This window comes from Dyella ginsengisoli (assembly GCF_044904665.1).
Lineage (GTDB): Bacteria > Pseudomonadota > Gammaproteobacteria > Xanthomonadales > Rhodanobacteraceae > Dyella_A > Dyella_A ginsengisoli.
Window position 1 is genome coordinate 952,145 of sequence record NZ_JADIKM010000001.1, and the last position, 16,451, is coordinate 968,595.

Here is a 16,451-nt window from a genome sequence, read left to right on the forward strand (position 1 = left end):
TTTCATTCGCCAGATGAATCAATCATTCGAACTGACGCCCAACCGTCTGCGCGAGCTGCGTGCCTTTGCGGCGGCGGCACGGCGGTTGAACTTCACCCGTGCCGCGCGCGATGCGGGTTGCACGCCTTCGGTGCTTAGTCGGCGCATCGCGTCGCTGGAAGCGGCAATCGGGGGGAAACTGTTCCTGCGCACCACCCGGAGCGTGACGCTGACCCAGCGCGGCGAGCGGTTGCTCGCGCAGTGCGAGCGGCTGGAGGCGGTGATGCAGGATCTGGCCACGGGCCTGCGTCCCGGCGATGGCGAGCCGGCCGGTCGCTTGTGCGTCCATGTGCCAGGGTCGTACGGGCGCGTTCGTATCGCACCGCTGCTGGCGCGCTTCGCCGCAGCGCATCCGCAGGTGCGCATCGAGGCGACCTACGACGATGCCTACGTCGACCTGGTGGCCGGGCGCATCGATCTGGCCGTGCGTGTGGGCAAGCTGGCGGACGCCCAGCTGGTGGCCAGGCGCGTGGGCACCATGCGGCGCTACCTGTGCGCTGCGCCGTCCTACCTGGCGACCGCACCGGCACCCAGCGATCCGGTGGAGCTCAAGGCGCACCGCTGCGTGGCCTTCAGCGGCCTGCGCACCGGCACGTTGTGGCAGTTCAGTCGCCAGCGCCGGCGCCGCTCGGTGCGCATTGATCCGGTGCTGGCCTGCAACGATTCGATGGCTGTCCGCGATGCGCTGCTTGCCGGCGTGGGTATCGGCATCCAGGGCGATTACATGGCCGATCCGCTGGTGTCGGCCGGACGGCTGGTGGAGGTGATGCCCGACTGGGAGCTTTTGAGCTCGCCCGTGCATCTGGTGTGGTTGCCGGGGGCGGATCGTGTCCCGGCGCTGCGTCGGCTGATCGACTTCCTGGCGACGGAGCTGACCGTAGCCGGTTGATGTTGCTGCATGCCGGCAACGGAAACGCTGCGTGCGCGATGGCGGACGTTCCCCGGCGCCGGGCGCTGGCACGGGATGCTAGACTTCTGCGGCCAGTTCGCTGGCGGCAACAGACAACGACGTCTTCAGGGCGGGGTGCGATTCCCCACCGGCGGTAAGGTGCCAAGGCACGAGCCCGCGAGCGCTTCCGGCCCTGGCCGGAAGGTCAGCAGATCCGGTCAGAAGCCGGAGCCGACGGTTGGAAACCCGAACGGTTTCCAGAAAGTCCGGATGAGAGAAGACGGTACGGCGGGCGCCTTGGTCGGCGCGCGCCGACCATGCGCCTTGGGGCGTTTTTCGCAAGCCACTGCGCGGGAAACGTTTCATGATCCACACGTCCGACTTGAATGCCCATCCCACCCCGGGGTGGCGCTGATGTTTACTGGAATCATCCAGACCGTCGGCCGCCTGGTGCGGCTGGAGCCGCGCGGCGGCGACGTGCGGCTGTATGTCGATACAGCCGGCCTCGACCTCGCCGACGTGCAGCTGGGTGACTCGATCGCCGTGTCCGGCGTGTGCCTCACCGCCGTCACGCTGGACGCGCACGGTTTCGGCGCGGATGTTTCCAACGAGACGCTGTCGCTCACCACGCTGGGCCAGCTCAAGGCCGGTGATCCGGTGAACCTCGAGAAGGCACTGCGCCTGGCCGACCGACTCGGCGGGCATCTGGTGTCCGGCCACGTCGACGGCGTCGGCAAGGTGGTGTCGATCACTCCGGACGGGCGCTCGCAGCGCTGGACCTTCGAGGTGCCGGCGGCCATCTCGCGCTACATCGCGGCCAAGGGCTCGGTGTGCATCGACGGCACCAGTCTCACGGTGAACGAGGTCAACGGTCATCGCTTCGGCGTCAACCTGATTCCGCACACGGTCGAGCACACTGCCTTTCACGCGCGCCGCGTCGGCGACGCGGTGAACATCGAGGTGGATGTGATCGCCCGCTACGTCGAGCGGCTGATCGGTGGCGGGCAGGCGTCCGGCATCGACGTCGAGTTTCTCAAGCAGCACGGCTTCGCCTGAAGGCGAGGAGCGAGGAGTGAGGAACGAGAAGTGAGGAGTGAGAGAAGGCATCGGGTGTGACGCGCACTTGCTCCCTCTCACTTCTCACTCCTCTCCACTCACTTCTCGCTCCTCGCTCTTCGCTCCGTCCCCATTCCCAAGGTTCAGCCCCATGAGCTTCAACACCATCCCCGAGATCCTCGAAGACATCCGCGCCGGCCGCATGGTCGTGATCCTCGATGACGAGGATCGCGAGAACGAGGGCGACATCGTGATGGCCGCGCAGATGGTGCGGCCGGAGGACGTCAACTTCATGGTGCGCGAGGCGCGCGGCCTGCTGTGCCTCACGCTCACCGAACAGCGCACGCGGCAGCTCGGCCTGCGTCCGATGGTCAGCGACAACACCTCGCCATACCACACCAACTTCACCGTCTCGATCGAGGCGGCCGAGGGCGTCACCACCGGCATCTCGGCGCACGACCGCGCCCGCACCATCCAGGTGGCGGTGAAGTCCGACGCGAAGCCGCAGGACCTCTCGCAGCCGGGCCACGTGTTCCCGCTCACCGCGCAGCCCGGCGGCGTGCTCACCCGTGCCGGCCACACCGAGGCGGGCTGCGACCTGGCCGCGCTGGCCGGGCTGGAGCCGGCGGCGATCCTGATCGAGATCCTGCACGAGGACGGCTCGATGGCGCGCCGTCCCGAGCTGGAAGTGTTCGCGAAGAAGCACGGTCTGAAGATCGGCACCATCGCCGACCTGATCCGCTACCGGCTGGAGACCGAGAAGACCGTCGAGCGCGTGCATGAGGAAGACGTGGATACCGAGTTCGGTCCGTTCCGCCTGATCGCCTACCGCGACGCGATTCGCCGCGGCCTGCACTTCGCCCTGGTCAAGGGCACGGTGGATGACGGCGCCCCGGTGCTCAGCCGCGTGCACGTGCGCAACACCTTGTCGGACGTGCTGCACCTGAACCGCGATGACCTCGGCCTCACCGTCACTGCCGCGCTGCGGCGCATCGCCGACGAGGGCCGCGGCGTGCTGCTGGTGCTGTCCGGCGAAGATACCCCCGAGGCCCTGCTTGCGCGTCTGAAGGGCCAGCCGGCCACGGTCAGCGCCGAGGACGCCCAGCACAACCAGTGGCGCCAGCTCGGCCTTGGCGCGCAGGTCATGGCCGACCTCGGCGTGCACCGCCTGCGCGTGATTGGCACGCCGCGCAAGCTGGTGGGGCTGGGTGGGTTCGGGCTGGAAGTGGTCGAGTACGTGTGAGCGATGGATCGGCCGATGCGGCCGGCCCTTCGACCAGCATCGCGACGCTCAGGGCGAACGGTTTGCGGTTATCCGGCCAGATCTCAATCCGTTCGCCCTGAGCGTGGGCCGCCAAGGCCGCAGTCGAAGGACCCGCCCCGGCCCCACCGCAGCCACGATCGCCGCCCCACCTTGCTCTACGATCCCCTGACTTTTCCCTCGCTGCTTCGACCCAGACCATGCCTGCCACTCACATTCGCCTGATCGCCCCCTCCGGCTACCCGCACGATCGCGACGCGATGGCGCGCGGCGTGGCGCGGCTGCGCGAGGCGGGCTGTTCGGTCGAGGGCGCTGCGGTGCTGGAACGCAGCGCGTCCCGTTTTGCCGGTACGGACGCCGAGCGCGCCGCCGACCTCAACGCGCTCGCCACGCTGGATGTGCTGCCGGACATCGCGCTGGCGGTGCGCGGTGGCTACGGCGCCACGCGGCTGCTGGAGCATCTGCATTACGGCGCCCTGCGCGAACGGCTCGGCGGCGAGCCGCTGGTGCTGGTCGGTCACAGCGATTTCACCGCGATCCAGCTCGCCCTGCTGGCGAAGGCGGGCCTGCCGACCTTCAGCGGACCCATGCTGGGGCCGGATTTCGGCGCGGCCGAGCCGAGCGCGCACACGCTCGAACATTTCTGGAGCACCCTGCGCAACGGCCAGGGCCAAGCCGCATGGGCCACCTCCGGCGAGCACGCGCTGGACGTGGAAGGCCCGCTGTGGGGCGGCAACCTCGCCATGCTGTGCAGCCTGCTGGGCACGCCGTACTTGCCGCGCATCGACGGCGGCATCCTGGTGGTGGAAGACGTGGGCGAACCGCCGTTCCGCATCGAGCGATTGCTTTACCAGCTGCACCTGTCGGGCGTACTCGGCCGCCAGCGGGCGCTGGTGCTGGGCGATTTCGTCCATTGCCGGCCCGCCGGCTACGACAACGGCTACGACCTGGACGAGGCGTTTGCGCAGATCCGCAAGGTGGCCGGCATCCCGGTGCTCGACGGGCTGCCGTTCGGCCACGCGCCGGCCAAGGTCACGCTGCCGTTCGGCGTGCCGGCACGGCTGCAGGTCAGCGGCACACAAGCCTCGTTGAGCTTCTCCGGGTATCCGCACCTGGCCTGAGCCGCCGTGCCCGAGCGGCGGGCGCCGCAAACCCGTAAAATGTGCGGTCTGCCCCGGGCCGTGCGCCCACCGAGGACCACCTGCATGAAAACCATCGAAGGCAACTTCGCCACGCCCAAGGGCCGCTTTGCCATCGTCGCCGGCCGCTTCAATGGCTTCGTGGTGGAGCCGCTGGTGGCCGGTGCGCGCGACGCGCTGGTGCGCCACGGCGTAAAGGACGACAACATCGAGCTGATCCGCGTGCCGGGCGCGTGGGAAATCGCGCTGGCCGCGCACAAGGTGGCGGCCTCGGGCAAGTACGCCGCGGTGATCGCGCTGGGCGCGGTGATCCGCGGCTCGACTCCGCATTTCGACTACGTCGCCGGCGAATGCGCCAAGGGCCTGGCCCAGGCGGCCTACGCCTCGGGCGTGCCGGTCGCGTTCGGCGTGCTGACCACCGACTCCATCGAGCAGGCGATCGAGCGCTCGGGCACCAAGGCCGGCAACAAGGGTGTGGACGCAGCCATGGCCGCGCTGGAAATGGTCAACCTCTACGGGCAGCTGTGATGGCGCCGCCGAGCCAGGGCATCGACATGGCCGCGCGCTCGCGCGCGCGGCGCCGTGCGCTGCAGGCGCTGTATGCGTGGCAGCTGTCGGGCAGCCACATGAGCGCGGTGATCGAGCAGTTCCGCCACGAGCAGGACATGGAAATCGCCGACCTCGAATACTTCGAGGACCTGCTGCACGGCGTGGAAAAGCACGTCGATGCGCTGGACGCCAGCCTGCGCCCGCACATCGACCGCGAAGTGGCGCAGATCGATCCGATCGAGCGCGCCGCCTTGCGCCTGGCCGCCTACGAGCTGGGCTATCGCCCAGACGTGCCCTACCGCGTGGTGATCAACGAGGCGATCGAGGTGACCAAGCGCTTTGGCGCCGACCACGGCCACAGCTACGTCAACGGTGTGCTGGACAAGCTGGCCGCGCAGCTTCGCGCGGTGGAGAAGCGCGGCTGATGGTGTTCACCCTGGCCGGCGCGTCCGTGCTGCGGCAGGCGCCCGTGCTGGAGACGCCGCGCCTGCGCCTGCGTCCGCATCGTGCGGACGACTTCGATGCGCTGCACGCGATCTGGTCCGAGCCGGACGTCTACCGCTACATCGGCGGCGTGCCGGCCACGCGGCAGGACGTGTGGATGCGCCTGCTGCGCTACGGCGGCATGTGGCCGCTGCTCGGCTACGGCTTCTGGGCGGTGGAGGAGAAGGCCAGCGGCGCGCTGGTCGGCGATCTCGGCTATGCCGACTTCCAGCGTCAGATCACCCCTTCGCTGGACGGCATGCTGGAACTGGGCTGGGTGCTGGCGCCTGCGGTGCACGGGCGCGGCTACGCCAGCGAGGCGCTGGCGGCCGTCCTCGCCTGGGGCGATGCTTATCTGGGCGCGCACCGTGCGGCCTGCATCATCTCGCCGGAAAACGTCGCCTCGCTCCGGGTGGCGGAGAAGGCCGGCTTTCGTGCCTGGTGCGAGACCACCTTCCACGATGCGCCGATCCGCCTGTTCACGCGCGACGTGCCGGCCCCGGCCGGCAGCTGACGGCCCGCCGCCGATGGCCATGCGCTGATGGAATTCCGCCTGATCGACCGCATCCACGCGCGCACCGCGCAGGTGCGCGAGGACGTGCGCCTGGGCATCGGCGACGACGCCGCGCTGCTCGCCGTACCGGCCGGGCAGGAGCTGGCGGTGGCGATCGACACGTTGGTCGAGGGCGTGCATTTTCCGCACGGCACGGCGCCGGCCGACATCGGCTGGAAAGCGCTGGCGGTGAACCTGTCCGACCTCGCCGCGATGGGCGCCACGCCGGCATGGGCGCTGCTCGCGCTCACTCTGCCGGAGCTGCCGGCAGCGGCGCAGGCCGCGCGCGTCGACGGCCTTGCCGACGGCTTCGCGCAGCTCGCACAGGCGTACGGCGTGGCGCTGGTCGGCGGGGACACCACGCGCGGGCCGTTCACGCTCTCGGTGGCGGTGCACGGCTTTGTGCCGCCGGGACAGGCGCTGCGCCGCGACGGCGCGCGCGCGGGCGACCTGGTGTTCGTCACCGGCACGCTGGGCGACGCGGCTGCGGGGTTGCAGCGATTGGCACCCAGTACCGACCCCGACGAGGAAAAGCGCCGCGGCTTCCTGCGCGCGCGCCTCAATCGTCCGCAGCCGCGGGTTGCAGCGGGGCTCTCGCTCCGAGGCCGCGCCAGCGCCTGCATCGACGTCTCCGATGGCCTGCTCGCCGACCTCGGCCATCTGTGCACGGCCAGCGCCGTGGGCGCGGAGATCGAGGTGGAGCGGCTGCCGCTGTCCTCCGCGCTGCTCGGCAGTTGCGACGAAGCGGCGGCCCACGACTACGCATTGGCCGGCGGCGACGATTACGAGCTGTGCTTCACCGTGCCGCCGGCGCTGGCAGGCGAGGTGCAGGCGGATCTCGCGCGCCTCGGCTGCGGCGCCACGCGCATCGGTCGCATCGTCGAGGCGCCCGGCGTGCGCGTGTGCGGTACGGAGGGCGAGTGGCTCACGCCGGCGCGCCGCGGCTGGGATCATTTCGCTGACGACGCTGCACGATGACGAGCATGGCCGACCGCAAGACCCTAACCACCGCCCAGCGCCGCACGCTGATGGCGTCGCCAGCCGGCTGGATCGCCTGCGGATTCGGCTCCGGGTTCGCGCCCAAGGCGCAGGGCACATTCGGCTCGGCGGCGGCGATCCTGCCGTGGCTGCTGCTGCGCGTGCTGCCGCTGCCAGCGTACCTGCTGGTGGTGCTCGCTGTTTTCGCACTGGGCGTGTGGGCCTGCAACGTGGCCGGTCGCCTGCTCGGCGTCGACGACCACCGCAGCCTGGTGATCGACGAGTTCGTCGGCCAGTGGATCGCGCTGCTGCCGGCGCTGTTTGCGCCGTGGTGGATCGTGCTGGCCGGTTTCGTGCTGTTCCGCCTGTTCGACGTGTGGAAGCCGTGGCCGATTCGCTGGCTCGACCGCCACCTCAAGAGCGGCATGGGCGTGATGGTGGACGACGTGGTCGCCGGCGTGTTCGCCGCGCTCGCGCTGGCCCTGCTCATGCACGCATGCGGTGTCGCACTGGCGATCCAGTGACGCAGCCTCTGGCATCCTGCCGCGCCTGACGTTTTCGCTGGAGCCTTCCCATGCAGTATCGCCGCCTCGGCCAGTGTGGCCTGCAGCTGTCCGTGTTTTCGTTCGGCGCCTGGATCAACTTCGGCCGCCAGGTCGGGCGGTCGCAGGCGCGCGACCTGCTGGCGCTGGCGCACGATCGCGGGGTCAACTTCTTCGACAACGCCGAGACCTACAACCAGGGCGCTGGCGAAGAGCTGATGGGCGACGTGCTGGCCGATCTGCGCTTTGCGCGCGACAGCTACTGCGTGTCGAGCAAGGTGTACTTCGGCGCGGTGGCCGACCCAAAACCGACCCAGCGCGGGCTGTCGCGCAAGCACGTGATCGAGGCCTGCCACCAGGCGCTGAAGCGGCTGAAGGTCGATTACCTCGACCTGTACTTCTGCCACCGCCCGGACCCGGACACGCCGATTGCCGAGACGGTGGCCGCGATGGACCTGCTGGTGCGCCAGGGCAAGGTGCTCTACTGGGGCACCAGCGAGTGGTCGGCCGAGGCTATCGAAGAAGCGCACCGCGTGGCGCGCGAGCAGCACCTCACGGCGCCGGTGATGGAGCAGCCGCAGTACAACCTGCTGCACCGCGACCGGGTGGAGCGCGAGTACGCGCCGCTGTACGCGAAGTACGGCATGGGCACCACGATCTGGTCGCCGCTGGCCTCGGGCCTGCTCACCGGCAAGTACCGCGACGGCGTGCCGTCCGACGCGCGGCTGACCCAGCCCGGTTACGAGTGGCTGCGCGACGAGCTGCTCGATGCGCGCCAGGGGCGCGTGGCGCGGGCGCAGCGGCTGCAGCCGATCGCCGACGAGCTGGGCGTGCCGATGGCGCAGCTGGCACTGGCCTGGTGCCTGGGCAACCCGCACGTGTCCACCGTGCTGCTGGGTGCCAGCCGGCTGGAGCAGCTGGAGCAGAACCTCGATGCGCTCGACCTGCTGCCGCGCATGGACGCGGCATTGCGGCAGCGGATCGAGGCGGCGGTGGGCTGAGCCTTCGCCGCGAGCTCAGCAGGCGGGCGTCAACGCGGTTGACCAGTGGATCACTGGCCCAGCGTCAACGCCTTGCCCAGGTCGAGCAGTGGGGCGGCGATCAGGATGCGCGCCAGCACGATCACCAGCATCACCGCCATCGGCGAGAAGTCGATCATGCCCACCGTCAGCCGGCCGCGCAGCGGACGCAGCAATGGCTCGACGATGGCGCCGGCCAGGCGCAGCACCGGCTGGCGCGAATCCACCTGCAGCATGCTCATCAGCGACCAGCCGAAAATCAGCACCAGGTAGAACACCAGCACGAAGTCGATCAGGTCGGCCAGCCCCAGCACCAGCAGGCCGGCCGCGTTCGGCGCGGCGCCGAGCAGCACGAACAGCAGCGCGTTCTTGAGCACCATCACCAGCCACGCCAGCAGCAGCGCGGCAAGGTTGATCCGGCGCCAGTTCGGGATCACCCGGCGGATCGGCGCCAGCACCGGGTTGGTGGCGCGATACAGGAACTGGCTGATCGGGTTGTGGAAGTCCGCGCGGGCCGCCTCGGCCAGCACGCGCAGCACGAACAGCGTGGCCAGCAGGTTGAAGGCCAGTTCGATCACCAGCGACAGCGCATTGAGCAGGTAGGTCACTTAGGTCTTGTCCAGTTCGGCTGCCAGTTCGCCGCCGCGGCGGGTGGCCGCGGCGACGGCGTGCGCCACGATAGCGGGCAGGCCGTTGGCGGCAAAGCTCTCCAGCGCGGCCTGGGTGGTGCCGTGGGGCGAGGTGACCCGGCGGCGCAGCTCGCCCGGCGCCTCGCCGCTCTCCACCAGCATGCGGCCGGCGCCCAGGCAGGTCTGCGCGGCCAGCGCGCGGGCGGTGTCGCGCGGCATGCCCTGGGCCACGGCGGCGTCTTCCAGCGCTTCGACCAGGGCGAAGAAATACGCCGGGCCCGAGCCTGAGATGCCGGTGACGGTATCCATCAGCGCCTCGTCGTCGACCCAGCGGGTGAGCCCGGCGGCATCCAGGATGTGCTGCGCCTGCGCGCGCTGCGGTGGACTGACCCGGGCGTTGGCGCACAGGCCGGTGGCGCCGGCGCCGATCAGCGCGGGTGTGTTGGGCATGCAGCGCACGATCGGCAGCGCGCCGAACCAGCGCTCAAGCTGGTCCAGCCGCACGCCGGCGGCGATCGAGATCAGCAGCGGGCGGTTGCGCTGCAGCGTGTCGCGCAGTTCGGCGTGGATCGCCGGCATGATCTGCGGCTTCACCGCCAGCACGATGACCTCGGCCTCGGCGGCGGCCAGCCGGTTCTCGGCGTAGGTGGCTACGCCGAACTCGCGCGCCAGGCTCTGGCGCGACTCGGCCTGGGGTTCGGAGACGGTGATGGCGGCGGCGGGGATACCGGTCTTGAGCAGGCCGCCGATGAGGCTGCGCGCCATGTTGCCGCCACCGATGAAGGCGATGCGTGTCATGTTCGCTCCTGTGTGTCGTCAGCCGGATACCTTACCCCACTCGCCGCGGTGCGCGCTTTGCGCTGTCGGTCCGGCGAGCGGGTGTGCACCCTTGGCAAAACCGCTGTCGAGGACTGGCCGCATCGCCCCCGGCGCGAGTAGTATCGAGCCGCTCCAGGGGGATCCGGGAACGGCTTCAGGCTATCGGTGGCATGCGCGGCAGACGGCCGTCGCACGCCACCGGCGCCGGGGCAGGGCACCCGCATCGATTGCCGCAAAACACACTAAATTTCAGACGATCGGTTGAGGGGGAACTACCCGATGGATATCGCCGAACTGCTTGCCTTCTCGGTGAAGAACAAGGCCTCGGACCTGCACCTGTCGGCAGGCCTGCCGCCGATGATCCGCGTGGACGGCGACGTGCGCCGCATCAACATCCCGGCGCTGGAACACAAGCAGGTGCACTCGCTGATCTACGACATCATGTCGGACAAGCAGCGGCGCGATTACGAGGAGTTCTACGAGACCGACTTCTCGTTCGAGATTCCCGGCCTGGCGCGTTTCCGCGTCAACGCGTTCAACCAGAACCGCGGCGCCGGCGCGGTGTTCCGCACGATTCCCTCCGAAGTGCTCACGCTGGAGGACCTCGGCTGTCCGCGCATCTTCAAGGAGCTGATCGAGCAGCCGCAGGGCCTGATCCTGGTGACTGGCCCGACCGGCTCGGGCAAGTCGACCACGCTGGCGGCGATGGTCGACCACATCAACAAGAACGAATACGGGCACATGCTCACGATCGAGGATCCGATCGAGTTCGTGCACACCTCGCAGAAGTGCCTGGTCAACCAGCGCGAGGTGCACCGCGACACGCACGGCTTCAACGAGGCGCTGCGCTCGGCGCTGCGCGAGGACCCCGACTACATTCTGGTTGGCGAGCTGCGCGACCTGGAGACCATCCGCCTGGCGCTGACCGCGGCGGAAACCGGCCACCTGGTGTTCGGCACCCTGCACACCAGTTCGGCGGCCAAGACGGTGGACCGCATCATCGACGTGTTCCCCGCCGGCGAAAAGCCGATGGTGCGCTCGATGCTGTCCGAGTCGCTGCGCGCGGTGATCTCGCAGTCGCTGCTGAAGAAGGTGGGCGGTGGGCGCATCGCGGCGCACGAGATCATGGTCGGCATCCCGGCCATCCGCAACCTGATCCGCGAGGACAAGGTGGCGCAGATGTATTCGTCGATCCAGACCGGCCAGCAGTACGGCATGCAGACGCTGGACCAGAATCTGCAGGACCTGGTCAAGCGCGGCCTGGTGGCGCGCCAGGAGGCGATCACCTACGCCAAGAACAAGGACACCTTCAAGTAAACCCCGCGGTCGGCACCGCGGTTATCGCCGCGCCGACCGACTCGCTGCTGGGTTCAATGCCTTTTCGTCTCCCGGAGGAGACTCGCCATGAGCGATTTCGATTTCACCTCTTTCCTCAAGCTGATGGTCCACAAGAAGGCCTCGGACCTGTTCATCACGGCCGGCGTGGCGCCGTCGATGAAGGTGCAGGGGCGGGTGGTGCCGATCACCCAGAGCCCGCTCAGCCCGCAGCAGTCGCGCGACATGGTGCTCAACGTGATGACCCCCTCGCAGCGCGAGGAGTTCGAGAAGACCCACGAGTGCCAGTTCGCCATTTCCGCGCAGGGCGTGGGTCGCTTCCGTGTGTCGTGCTTCTACCAGCGCAACTGCGTGGGCATGGTGCTGCGACGGATCGAGTCGAAGATCCCCACCATCGAGGAGCTCACGCTGCCGCCGGTGATCAAGCAGCTGGCGATGACCAAGCGCGGCATCATCATCTTCGTGGGCGGTACCGGCACCGGCAAATCCACCTCGCTGGCGTCGATGATCGGCTACCGCAATGCCAACTCCACCGGCCACATCATCACCATCGAGGACCCGATCGAATACGTGCACAAGCACGAGGGCTGCATCATCACCCAGCGCGAGATCGGCATCGACACCGAGAGCTGGGAGAACGCGCTGAAGAACACGCTGCGCCAGGCGCCGGACGTGATCATGATCGGCGAGGTGCGCACCCGCGAGACGATGGAGCACGCGATCAACTTCTCCGAGACGGGCCACCTGTGCCTGTGCACGCTGCATGCGAACAACGCCAACCAGGCGATGGACCGCATCCTGCACTTCTTCCCGGAAGATCGCCGCCAGCAGCTGTTCATGGACCTGTCGCTGAACCTCAAGGGCATCGTGGCGCAGCAGCTGATTCCCACCCCGGACGGCAAGGCGCGCCGGGTGGCGGTGGAGGTGCTGCTGGGCACGCCGCTGGTGCAGGACTACATCCGCCAGGGCGAGATCCACAAGCTCAAGGAGGTGATGAAGGAGTCCACCAACCTGGGCATGAAGACCTTCGACCAGAGCCTGGTGGAGCTCTATCACGCCGGCGAGATCAGCTACGAGGACGCGCTGCGCCACGCCGACAGTTCGAACGAGGTGCGCCTGCGCATCAAGCTCGCGCAGGGCGGCGACGCGCACACGCTCTCGCAGGGTCTCGATGGCGTGGAGCTGGAAGAGTCGCGCGACAAGAACCAGTTCGGCGGCGGCATGCTGCACCGCTGATCCCGTGAGACGACAGACGAAAGAAGGGGCCCTTGGGGCCCCTTTTTCGTTCCGGGGAGAGACGACCTGCTCAGTCGTCGCCGGCGCTCAGCGTCAGGCCGCTGGTGTCCACGCTCTTGACGCCCTTCACCGCGCGGGCGACCTGCTCGGCCTTGGTCTTTTCGGCAGCACTGCCGACGTGGCCGCTCAGCGTCACCACGCCATCGTTGGTGCTGACCGAGATGTCCGTGGCGTCTACGCCCTTGGTGGTGGCGAATTCGGACTTCACCTTGGCGGTGATCCATGCATCGGCTGCCTTGTCCGGCACGGTCTGGTTGGTCGAGTCCTTCGACATGCTCTCCTGCGCGGCGGCCTGCGCCAGCGGCGCAGCGGCAAAGGCGGCGATCAGGCCCATGGCGACCAGGTTCTTGCGGATCAGATGGGTACGCATGGTGCTTCTCCTCTCTCTTGGATGACGCTGCCCGCAGGCAGTCGGTTGCCCGTGTGGCTCCCGGGGGACATGGCATCAAGCCGGGTGTGAACACCCCGTGGGCTTCCGCCGGTGCGGTTCAGCGGGGCGAAGGCGTTGCGAACGCAGCCGTGCATCGGCGCACACGCGCAGATCACACCTGGCAACCGCACGCGCAAAAAAAGAGGGGCGCCGATGGCGCCCCTCCGCGGTCGTACCTGCGGACCGGCTTACTTGAGTTCGGTCTGGCTGGTGATCACCAGGCCGTCGGCATCCACGTGTGCTTCCGAACCGACCGCCTTGATCCTTGCGGCCTGCGCCTGCATGGCCTGGAACTGGGCATGCGTCCGGTCCGCGGCTTCCTTCCTGGCGGCGGCCGCTTCGGCGGCGTCCGGCCCGGTGGCCGAGGGGTCGCTGCCGCCCATCGCGGTGCTCATGGCGGCAATGCTGTCGGCCTTGTCCATCATCAGCTTGATCCAGCTCTGGTACATGGCGCCGTCCAGGTGCAGGCGCATCATGCGGCCGGCGTCGCCGCCCGGCTCCTTCAGCGTGTCGGCGAGCTTGGCGTCCTCGCCCGGGCCAATGGCCAGCGCCAGCGCCTTCTCGCCCATCGCGGCCCACACCGGCTGGCCGATCATCTTGGTCAGGTCGGCCGGCAGTGCCACCGGCTTGCCGTCGGCGGTGATCTTCAGCTGGGCCAGCGCCGGGGTCATCATCTGGCCCATCGCCAGCAGGCCGGACGGGTTGTTGGTGCCCAGTACGATGCGTCCGGTGAAGCTGGGCATGCCCTGGCCGCTGCCCGCGGCGAAACTGTCCAGCGCAATGCGCAGGCCGAGCATGTCGCCGAACGGCGGAATCGCCGCCTTCTGCATGGCCGGGCCGAGCTTGGCGAAGCCTTCGTTGAGGTCGGCCAGCGCGGGGCAGCTGAACGGCTTGGCGGCGACCGCATCGGCCTGGGCCGACCAGAACGCCCGCAATTCGGCCACCGGCAGGGCCAGGCTCATGTCGAATGGCGCGCTGGCGTCGGTGCCGAGGCCCGGCAGGGCGACCTTCAGGCCGGCAAAGGCCTGGGTGATGTCGCTGGCCATCGCCACGTCCAGGCGCATGTCCTGGTGCTTGGCATCGAGCCGGGTGTAACCGAAGCTCAGCGCGGGTACGCGTGCAGCGATGCGGGTGGCATCGGCCTCGCACGAGGCGGGGATTTGCATCTGATTCGCCACCGGCTCGCCGGTCTTGGCCGACTCGGCTTGCGCATGGGCCTTGAACATGGCCTGGAACAGCGGATCCTTGCCGCCGGCGATCAGCGGCAGCAGGTGGCTGAGGTCGACCAGGCCCACCGCCTGCTTGCCGTAGCCCTTGGCCTTGGCGAGCTTTTGCAGCCGGCCGTCGTCCTGCAGACTCTTGGCCGGACGATCCAGGCCCAACGCCTGGCGCAGCAGCGCATCGGAGGCATCGGCCGGCAGCAGCGCGGCGACGGCCTGCTTGCCGACCACCGCGAGCACGACCTCAGTGCCCGCCTCGGTGGAGACGTGGCGGCGATAGCTCAAGTCGCCGAGCTTGGCGGTATCGAACTTCTTGCCGTAGGCGGTTTCCAGGCGGCCGACGAAGGCGTCGAACGCGGCCGGATCGCTCAGCTGGAAGCGGGCGACCGGGGCCAGGCCCAGGCCGTAGAACGCCGAATAGCCTTTCACGTCGAGGCCGGCGTTCTGGGCGAACTGCTCCACGGTCTTGCCGTCGAACTCGCCGGCGAACGCGCGCAGCAGGTTGGCGGTATGCGGATCCTTCGCCTTCAGCTCGTCGGCGGCGGCCTTCATCTGCGCGACCTGCGCAGGGAGCTGGGCGTTGGCCTGGGCGAACAATGCCGCGCGGGTGTTGTCGTCCAGTACGTCAAGATTGGCCGCCACGTACGGCGTATCCGCCGGGACGAAAGCCAACGGTGCATCCTTGTCCTTGTGGCCGCAGGCAGCCAGCAGGATGCCGGCCACGCCTAGCGCCAGCGCGCGCTTCATCGGTCGCATAGTGTTCCCCAGTGAGTGTGGTGTTGCAGCGGCCATTATGCCGCGTCTTGATGTTGCGCCGCCGGTCAGCGGGCGAGCAGTTCGCCGAGCACGGCCATGCGTACGAACACGCCGTTGCCCACTTGTTCGAGGATGCGCGACTGCGCGCCGTCCGCCACGTCCGAGGCGATCTCGATGCCGCGGTTGATCGGGCCCGGGTGCATCACCAGGCAGCCCTTGCGCGCCCTGGCCAGGCGAGCGGTGTCCAGCCCGTACTGGCGGAAGTAGGCGGCCTCGTCGGGCAGGTCGGTCTGCGCCATGCGCTCTTTCTGCAGGCGCAGCATGATGACGGCGTCGACGCCCTCGATGGCCTGGTCGAAATCCTCGATCAAGCGGCATTGCGGAAACTCTTCCGCCGCCGGCATCAGCGAGGCCGGCCCGCACAGGCGGATGTCCCGCACGCCCAGCGCGCTCAGTGCGTGCACGTCCGAACGGGCCACGCGCGAGTGCTTCACGTCGCCGCAGATGGCGACGCTGAGGTTCTCGAAGTCCGGCCGGTGCTGGCGGATGGTGAGCGCGTCGAGCAGGCCCTGCGTGGGGTGAGCACGGTTGCCGTCGCCGGCGTTGATCACCGACACGCCGCTCATCGCGTGGCGCACCAGCTCATCGGGCGTGCCGGACACCTTGTGCCGCACGATGATCGCGTCCAGGTGCATTGCCTCCAGCGTGTGCAGCGTGTCGTACAGCTCCTCGCCCTTGTTGGCCGAGGAAAAGCCGATGTCGAAATTGACCACGTCCGCGCCCAGCCGCCGCGCCGCCAGTTCGAACGAGGTGCGCGTGCGCGTGGAGGGTTCGAAGAACAGGTTCAGCACGGTGCGCCCCGCCAGCAGGTCGATCTTGCGGGTGCCGTGGGCGCAGGCGTCGCGCATGGCCATGGCTCGGTCGAGCAGGCGCTCGATGGTCTCGCGCGGCAGGTGTTCGAGCGTGGTGAGGTGGCGCAGGCGTGGGCTCATGGCGACTCGGCGATGGACGGGGAGGAAAGGGGCGGCTGAGCCAGGTCGGCCGCGGCCAGCCAGCGTTCGAGGATCACGGCGGCGGCTTCTGCATCGATCTGCGCGCCGTCGCGCCGCCGCCGCAGACCGGCCGCACGCGCATCGGCGAAGCGTTCGGCCGCTTCGCGCGAGCTGTGGCGCTCGTCGATCAGCACCGGCGTGGTGCCGTAGCGCTGCCTGAGCCCGTCTGCGAAGCGACGCGCCAGCTTGCTGGCGGGCTGCTCGGCACCGTCGAGGGTCAGCGGCAGGCCGACCACCAGCGTCTGCGGCAGCCATTCGCGATGCAGGCGATCCAGCGCCGGCCAGTCCGGCTGGCCGTCGCGCATCGCGACGGTGGCAAGCGCGCGGGCGCTCTGGGTAATCCGGTTGCCGACCGCCACGCCGATCAGCTTGCTGCCGACGTCGAAGCCCAGCACGCAGCTCATCG

The 16,451-nt window shown here is 69.0% G+C and carries 18 protein-coding genes and 1 riboswitch; of the genes, 12 read left to right on the forward strand and 6 right to left on the reverse strand.

Features of this window, described 5'->3' with window-relative positions; translation table 11 throughout:
* Positions 1-13 precede the first annotated feature (13 nt).
* The 10 genes from ISP17_RS04255 (at position 14) to ISP17_RS04300 (ending at position 8,490) form a co-directional block, all read left to right on the forward strand.
* Complete coding sequence (locus ISP17_RS04255) at positions 14-928, forward strand: LysR family transcriptional regulator (protein WP_404630359.1); 915 nt, start codon at positions 14-16, stop codon at positions 926-928.
* Positions 929-1,045: 117 nt separating this feature from the next.
* Positions 1,046-1,214: riboswitch (FMN riboswitch) on the forward strand.
* Between the two features lie 128 nt (positions 1,215-1,342).
* Positions 1,343-1,984 carry a riboflavin synthase gene (locus ISP17_RS04260; RefSeq protein WP_404630360.1) on the forward strand — a complete coding sequence of 214 codons (642 nt, stop codon included), beginning with the start codon at positions 1,343-1,345 and terminating at the stop codon, positions 1,982-1,984.
* Between the two features lie 151 nt (positions 1,985-2,135).
* The gene (ribBA, locus tag ISP17_RS04265) at positions 2,136-3,227 is read left to right on the forward strand and encodes a bifunctional 3,4-dihydroxy-2-butanone-4-phosphate synthase/GTP cyclohydrolase II (RefSeq protein ID WP_404630362.1); all 1,092 of its coding nucleotides are present in this window, start codon (positions 2,136-2,138) and stop codon (positions 3,225-3,227) included.
* Between the two features lie 218 nt (positions 3,228-3,445).
* On the forward strand, positions 3,446-4,366 hold the full coding sequence (gene ldcA, locus ISP17_RS04270) for a muramoyltetrapeptide carboxypeptidase (protein ID WP_404630364.1): 921 nt from the start codon (positions 3,446-3,448) through the stop codon (positions 4,364-4,366).
* 84 nt (positions 4,367-4,450) lie between these two features.
* On the forward strand, positions 4,451-4,912 hold the full coding sequence (gene ribH / locus ISP17_RS04275; RefSeq protein WP_404630366.1) for a 6,7-dimethyl-8-ribityllumazine synthase: 462 nt from the start codon (positions 4,451-4,453) through the stop codon (positions 4,910-4,912).
* Positions 4,912-5,358 carry a transcription antitermination factor NusB gene (gene nusB / locus ISP17_RS04280; protein WP_404630368.1) on the forward strand — a complete coding sequence of 149 codons (447 nt, stop codon included), beginning with the start codon at positions 4,912-4,914 and terminating at the stop codon, positions 5,356-5,358. Before ribH ends, nusB begins: the two co-directional genes overlap by 1 nt.
* The gene (locus ISP17_RS04285; protein WP_404630370.1) at positions 5,358-5,930 is read left to right on the forward strand and encodes a GNAT family N-acetyltransferase; all 573 of its coding nucleotides are present in this window, start codon (positions 5,358-5,360) and stop codon (positions 5,928-5,930) included. Before nusB ends, ISP17_RS04285 begins: the two co-directional genes overlap by 1 nt.
* Before the next feature lie 27 nt (positions 5,931-5,957).
* Positions 5,958-6,947: a thiamine-phosphate kinase gene (gene thiL / locus ISP17_RS04290; RefSeq protein WP_404630372.1), complete on the forward strand. Its 990-nt coding sequence runs from the start codon at positions 5,958-5,960 to the stop codon at positions 6,945-6,947.
* Between the two features lie 5 nt (positions 6,948-6,952).
* The gene (locus ISP17_RS04295; protein ID WP_404630374.1) at positions 6,953-7,471 is read left to right on the forward strand and encodes a phosphatidylglycerophosphatase A family protein; all 519 of its coding nucleotides are present in this window, start codon (positions 6,953-6,955) and stop codon (positions 7,469-7,471) included.
* A gap of 50 nt (positions 7,472-7,521) precedes the next feature.
* On the forward strand, positions 7,522-8,490 hold the full coding sequence (locus ISP17_RS04300; protein ID WP_404630376.1) for a potassium channel beta subunit family protein: 969 nt from the start codon (positions 7,522-7,524) through the stop codon (positions 8,488-8,490).
* 50 nt (positions 8,491-8,540) lie between these two features.
* Here the strand turns inward: ISP17_RS04300 and ISP17_RS04305 are convergent, their stop codons facing one another.
* The gene (locus tag ISP17_RS04305; protein ID WP_404630378.1) at positions 8,541-9,116 is read right to left on the reverse strand and encodes a YggT family protein; all 576 of its coding nucleotides are present in this window, start codon (positions 9,114-9,116) and stop codon (positions 8,541-8,543) included.
* Positions 9,117-9,935 (reverse strand): pyrroline-5-carboxylate reductase, encoded by an 819-nt coding sequence (gene proC, locus ISP17_RS04310; protein ID WP_404630380.1) that lies wholly within the window; start codon positions 9,933-9,935, stop codon positions 9,117-9,119. It lies immediately after the preceding gene.
* A 300-nt stretch (positions 9,936-10,235) separates the two neighbouring features.
* On the opposite strand from proC, the gene ISP17_RS04315 reads away from it, so the two are divergent.
* Positions 10,236-11,273, forward strand: coding sequence for a type IV pilus twitching motility protein PilT (locus ISP17_RS04315; RefSeq protein ID WP_404630382.1), 1,038 nt, complete (start codon positions 10,236-10,238; stop codon positions 11,271-11,273).
* Positions 11,274-11,360: 87 nt separating this feature from the next.
* Positions 11,361-12,527 (forward strand): PilT/PilU family type 4a pilus ATPase, encoded by a 1,167-nt coding sequence (locus tag ISP17_RS04320; protein WP_404630384.1) that lies wholly within the window; start codon positions 11,361-11,363, stop codon positions 12,525-12,527.
* A gap of 70 nt (positions 12,528-12,597) precedes the next feature.
* Here ISP17_RS04320 and ISP17_RS04325 read toward each other — a convergent pair whose 3' ends face one another.
* The 4 genes from ISP17_RS04325 to ruvX form a co-directional block, all read right to left on the reverse strand.
* Positions 12,598-12,957, reverse strand: a complete 360-nt coding sequence (locus ISP17_RS04325) for a BON domain-containing protein (protein WP_404630386.1) — start codon at positions 12,955-12,957, stop codon at positions 12,598-12,600.
* A gap of 248 nt (positions 12,958-13,205) precedes the next feature.
* Positions 13,206-14,993 (reverse strand): hypothetical protein, encoded by a 1,788-nt coding sequence (locus ISP17_RS04330; RefSeq protein WP_404630388.1) that lies wholly within the window; start codon positions 14,991-14,993, stop codon positions 13,206-13,208.
* A 65-nt stretch (positions 14,994-15,058) separates the two neighbouring features.
* On the reverse strand, positions 15,059-15,985 hold the full coding sequence (locus ISP17_RS04335) for an aspartate carbamoyltransferase catalytic subunit (RefSeq protein ID WP_404630390.1): 927 nt from the start codon (positions 15,983-15,985) through the stop codon (positions 15,059-15,061).
* Positions 15,982-16,449 carry a Holliday junction resolvase RuvX gene (gene ruvX, locus ISP17_RS04340; protein ID WP_404630392.1) on the reverse strand — a complete coding sequence of 156 codons (468 nt, stop codon included), beginning with the start codon at positions 16,447-16,449 and terminating at the stop codon, positions 15,982-15,984. The genes ISP17_RS04335 and ruvX overlap by 4 nt, the downstream gene beginning before the upstream one ends.
* Between the last annotated feature and the right edge of the window lie 2 nt (positions 16,450-16,451).

Coding starts and splice junctions, on each gene's coding strand:
- ISP17_RS04255 (WP_404630359.1), top strand. CDS start 14: ATGAATCAATCATTCGAACTGACGCCCAACCGTCTGCGCGAGCTGCGT.
- ISP17_RS04260 (WP_404630360.1), top strand. CDS start 1,343: ATGTTTACTGGAATCATCCAGACCGTCGGCCGCCTGGTGCGGCTGGAG.
- ribBA (WP_404630362.1), top strand. CDS start 2,136: ATGAGCTTCAACACCATCCCCGAGATCCTCGAAGACATCCGCGCCGGC.
- ldcA (WP_404630364.1), top strand. CDS start 3,446: ATGCCTGCCACTCACATTCGCCTGATCGCCCCCTCCGGCTACCCGCAC.
- ribH (WP_404630366.1), top strand. CDS start 4,451: ATGAAAACCATCGAAGGCAACTTCGCCACGCCCAAGGGCCGCTTTGCC.
- nusB (WP_404630368.1), top strand. CDS start 4,912: ATGGCGCCGCCGAGCCAGGGCATCGACATGGCCGCGCGCTCGCGCGCG.
- ISP17_RS04285 (WP_404630370.1), top strand. CDS start 5,358: ATGGTGTTCACCCTGGCCGGCGCGTCCGTGCTGCGGCAGGCGCCCGTG.
- thiL (WP_404630372.1), top strand. CDS start 5,958: ATGGAATTCCGCCTGATCGACCGCATCCACGCGCGCACCGCGCAGGTG.
- ISP17_RS04295 (WP_404630374.1), top strand. CDS start 6,953: ATGGCCGACCGCAAGACCCTAACCACCGCCCAGCGCCGCACGCTGATG.
- ISP17_RS04300 (WP_404630376.1), top strand. CDS start 7,522: ATGCAGTATCGCCGCCTCGGCCAGTGTGGCCTGCAGCTGTCCGTGTTT.
- proC (WP_404630380.1), bottom strand. CDS start 9,935: ATGACACGCATCGCCTTCATCGGTGGCGGCAACATGGCGCGCAGCCTC.
- ISP17_RS04315 (WP_404630382.1), top strand. CDS start 10,236: ATGGATATCGCCGAACTGCTTGCCTTCTCGGTGAAGAACAAGGCCTCG.
- ISP17_RS04320 (WP_404630384.1), top strand. CDS start 11,361: ATGAGCGATTTCGATTTCACCTCTTTCCTCAAGCTGATGGTCCACAAG.
- ISP17_RS04325 (WP_404630386.1), bottom strand. CDS start 12,957: ATGCGTACCCATCTGATCCGCAAGAACCTGGTCGCCATGGGCCTGATC.
- ISP17_RS04330 (WP_404630388.1), bottom strand. CDS start 14,993: ATGCGACCGATGAAGCGCGCGCTGGCGCTAGGCGTGGCCGGCATCCTG.
- ISP17_RS04335 (WP_404630390.1), bottom strand. CDS start 15,985: ATGAGCCCACGCCTGCGCCACCTCACCACGCTCGAACACCTGCCGCGC.
- ruvX (WP_404630392.1), bottom strand. CDS start 16,449: ATGAGCTGCGTGCTGGGCTTCGACGTCGGCAGCAAGCTGATCGGCGTG.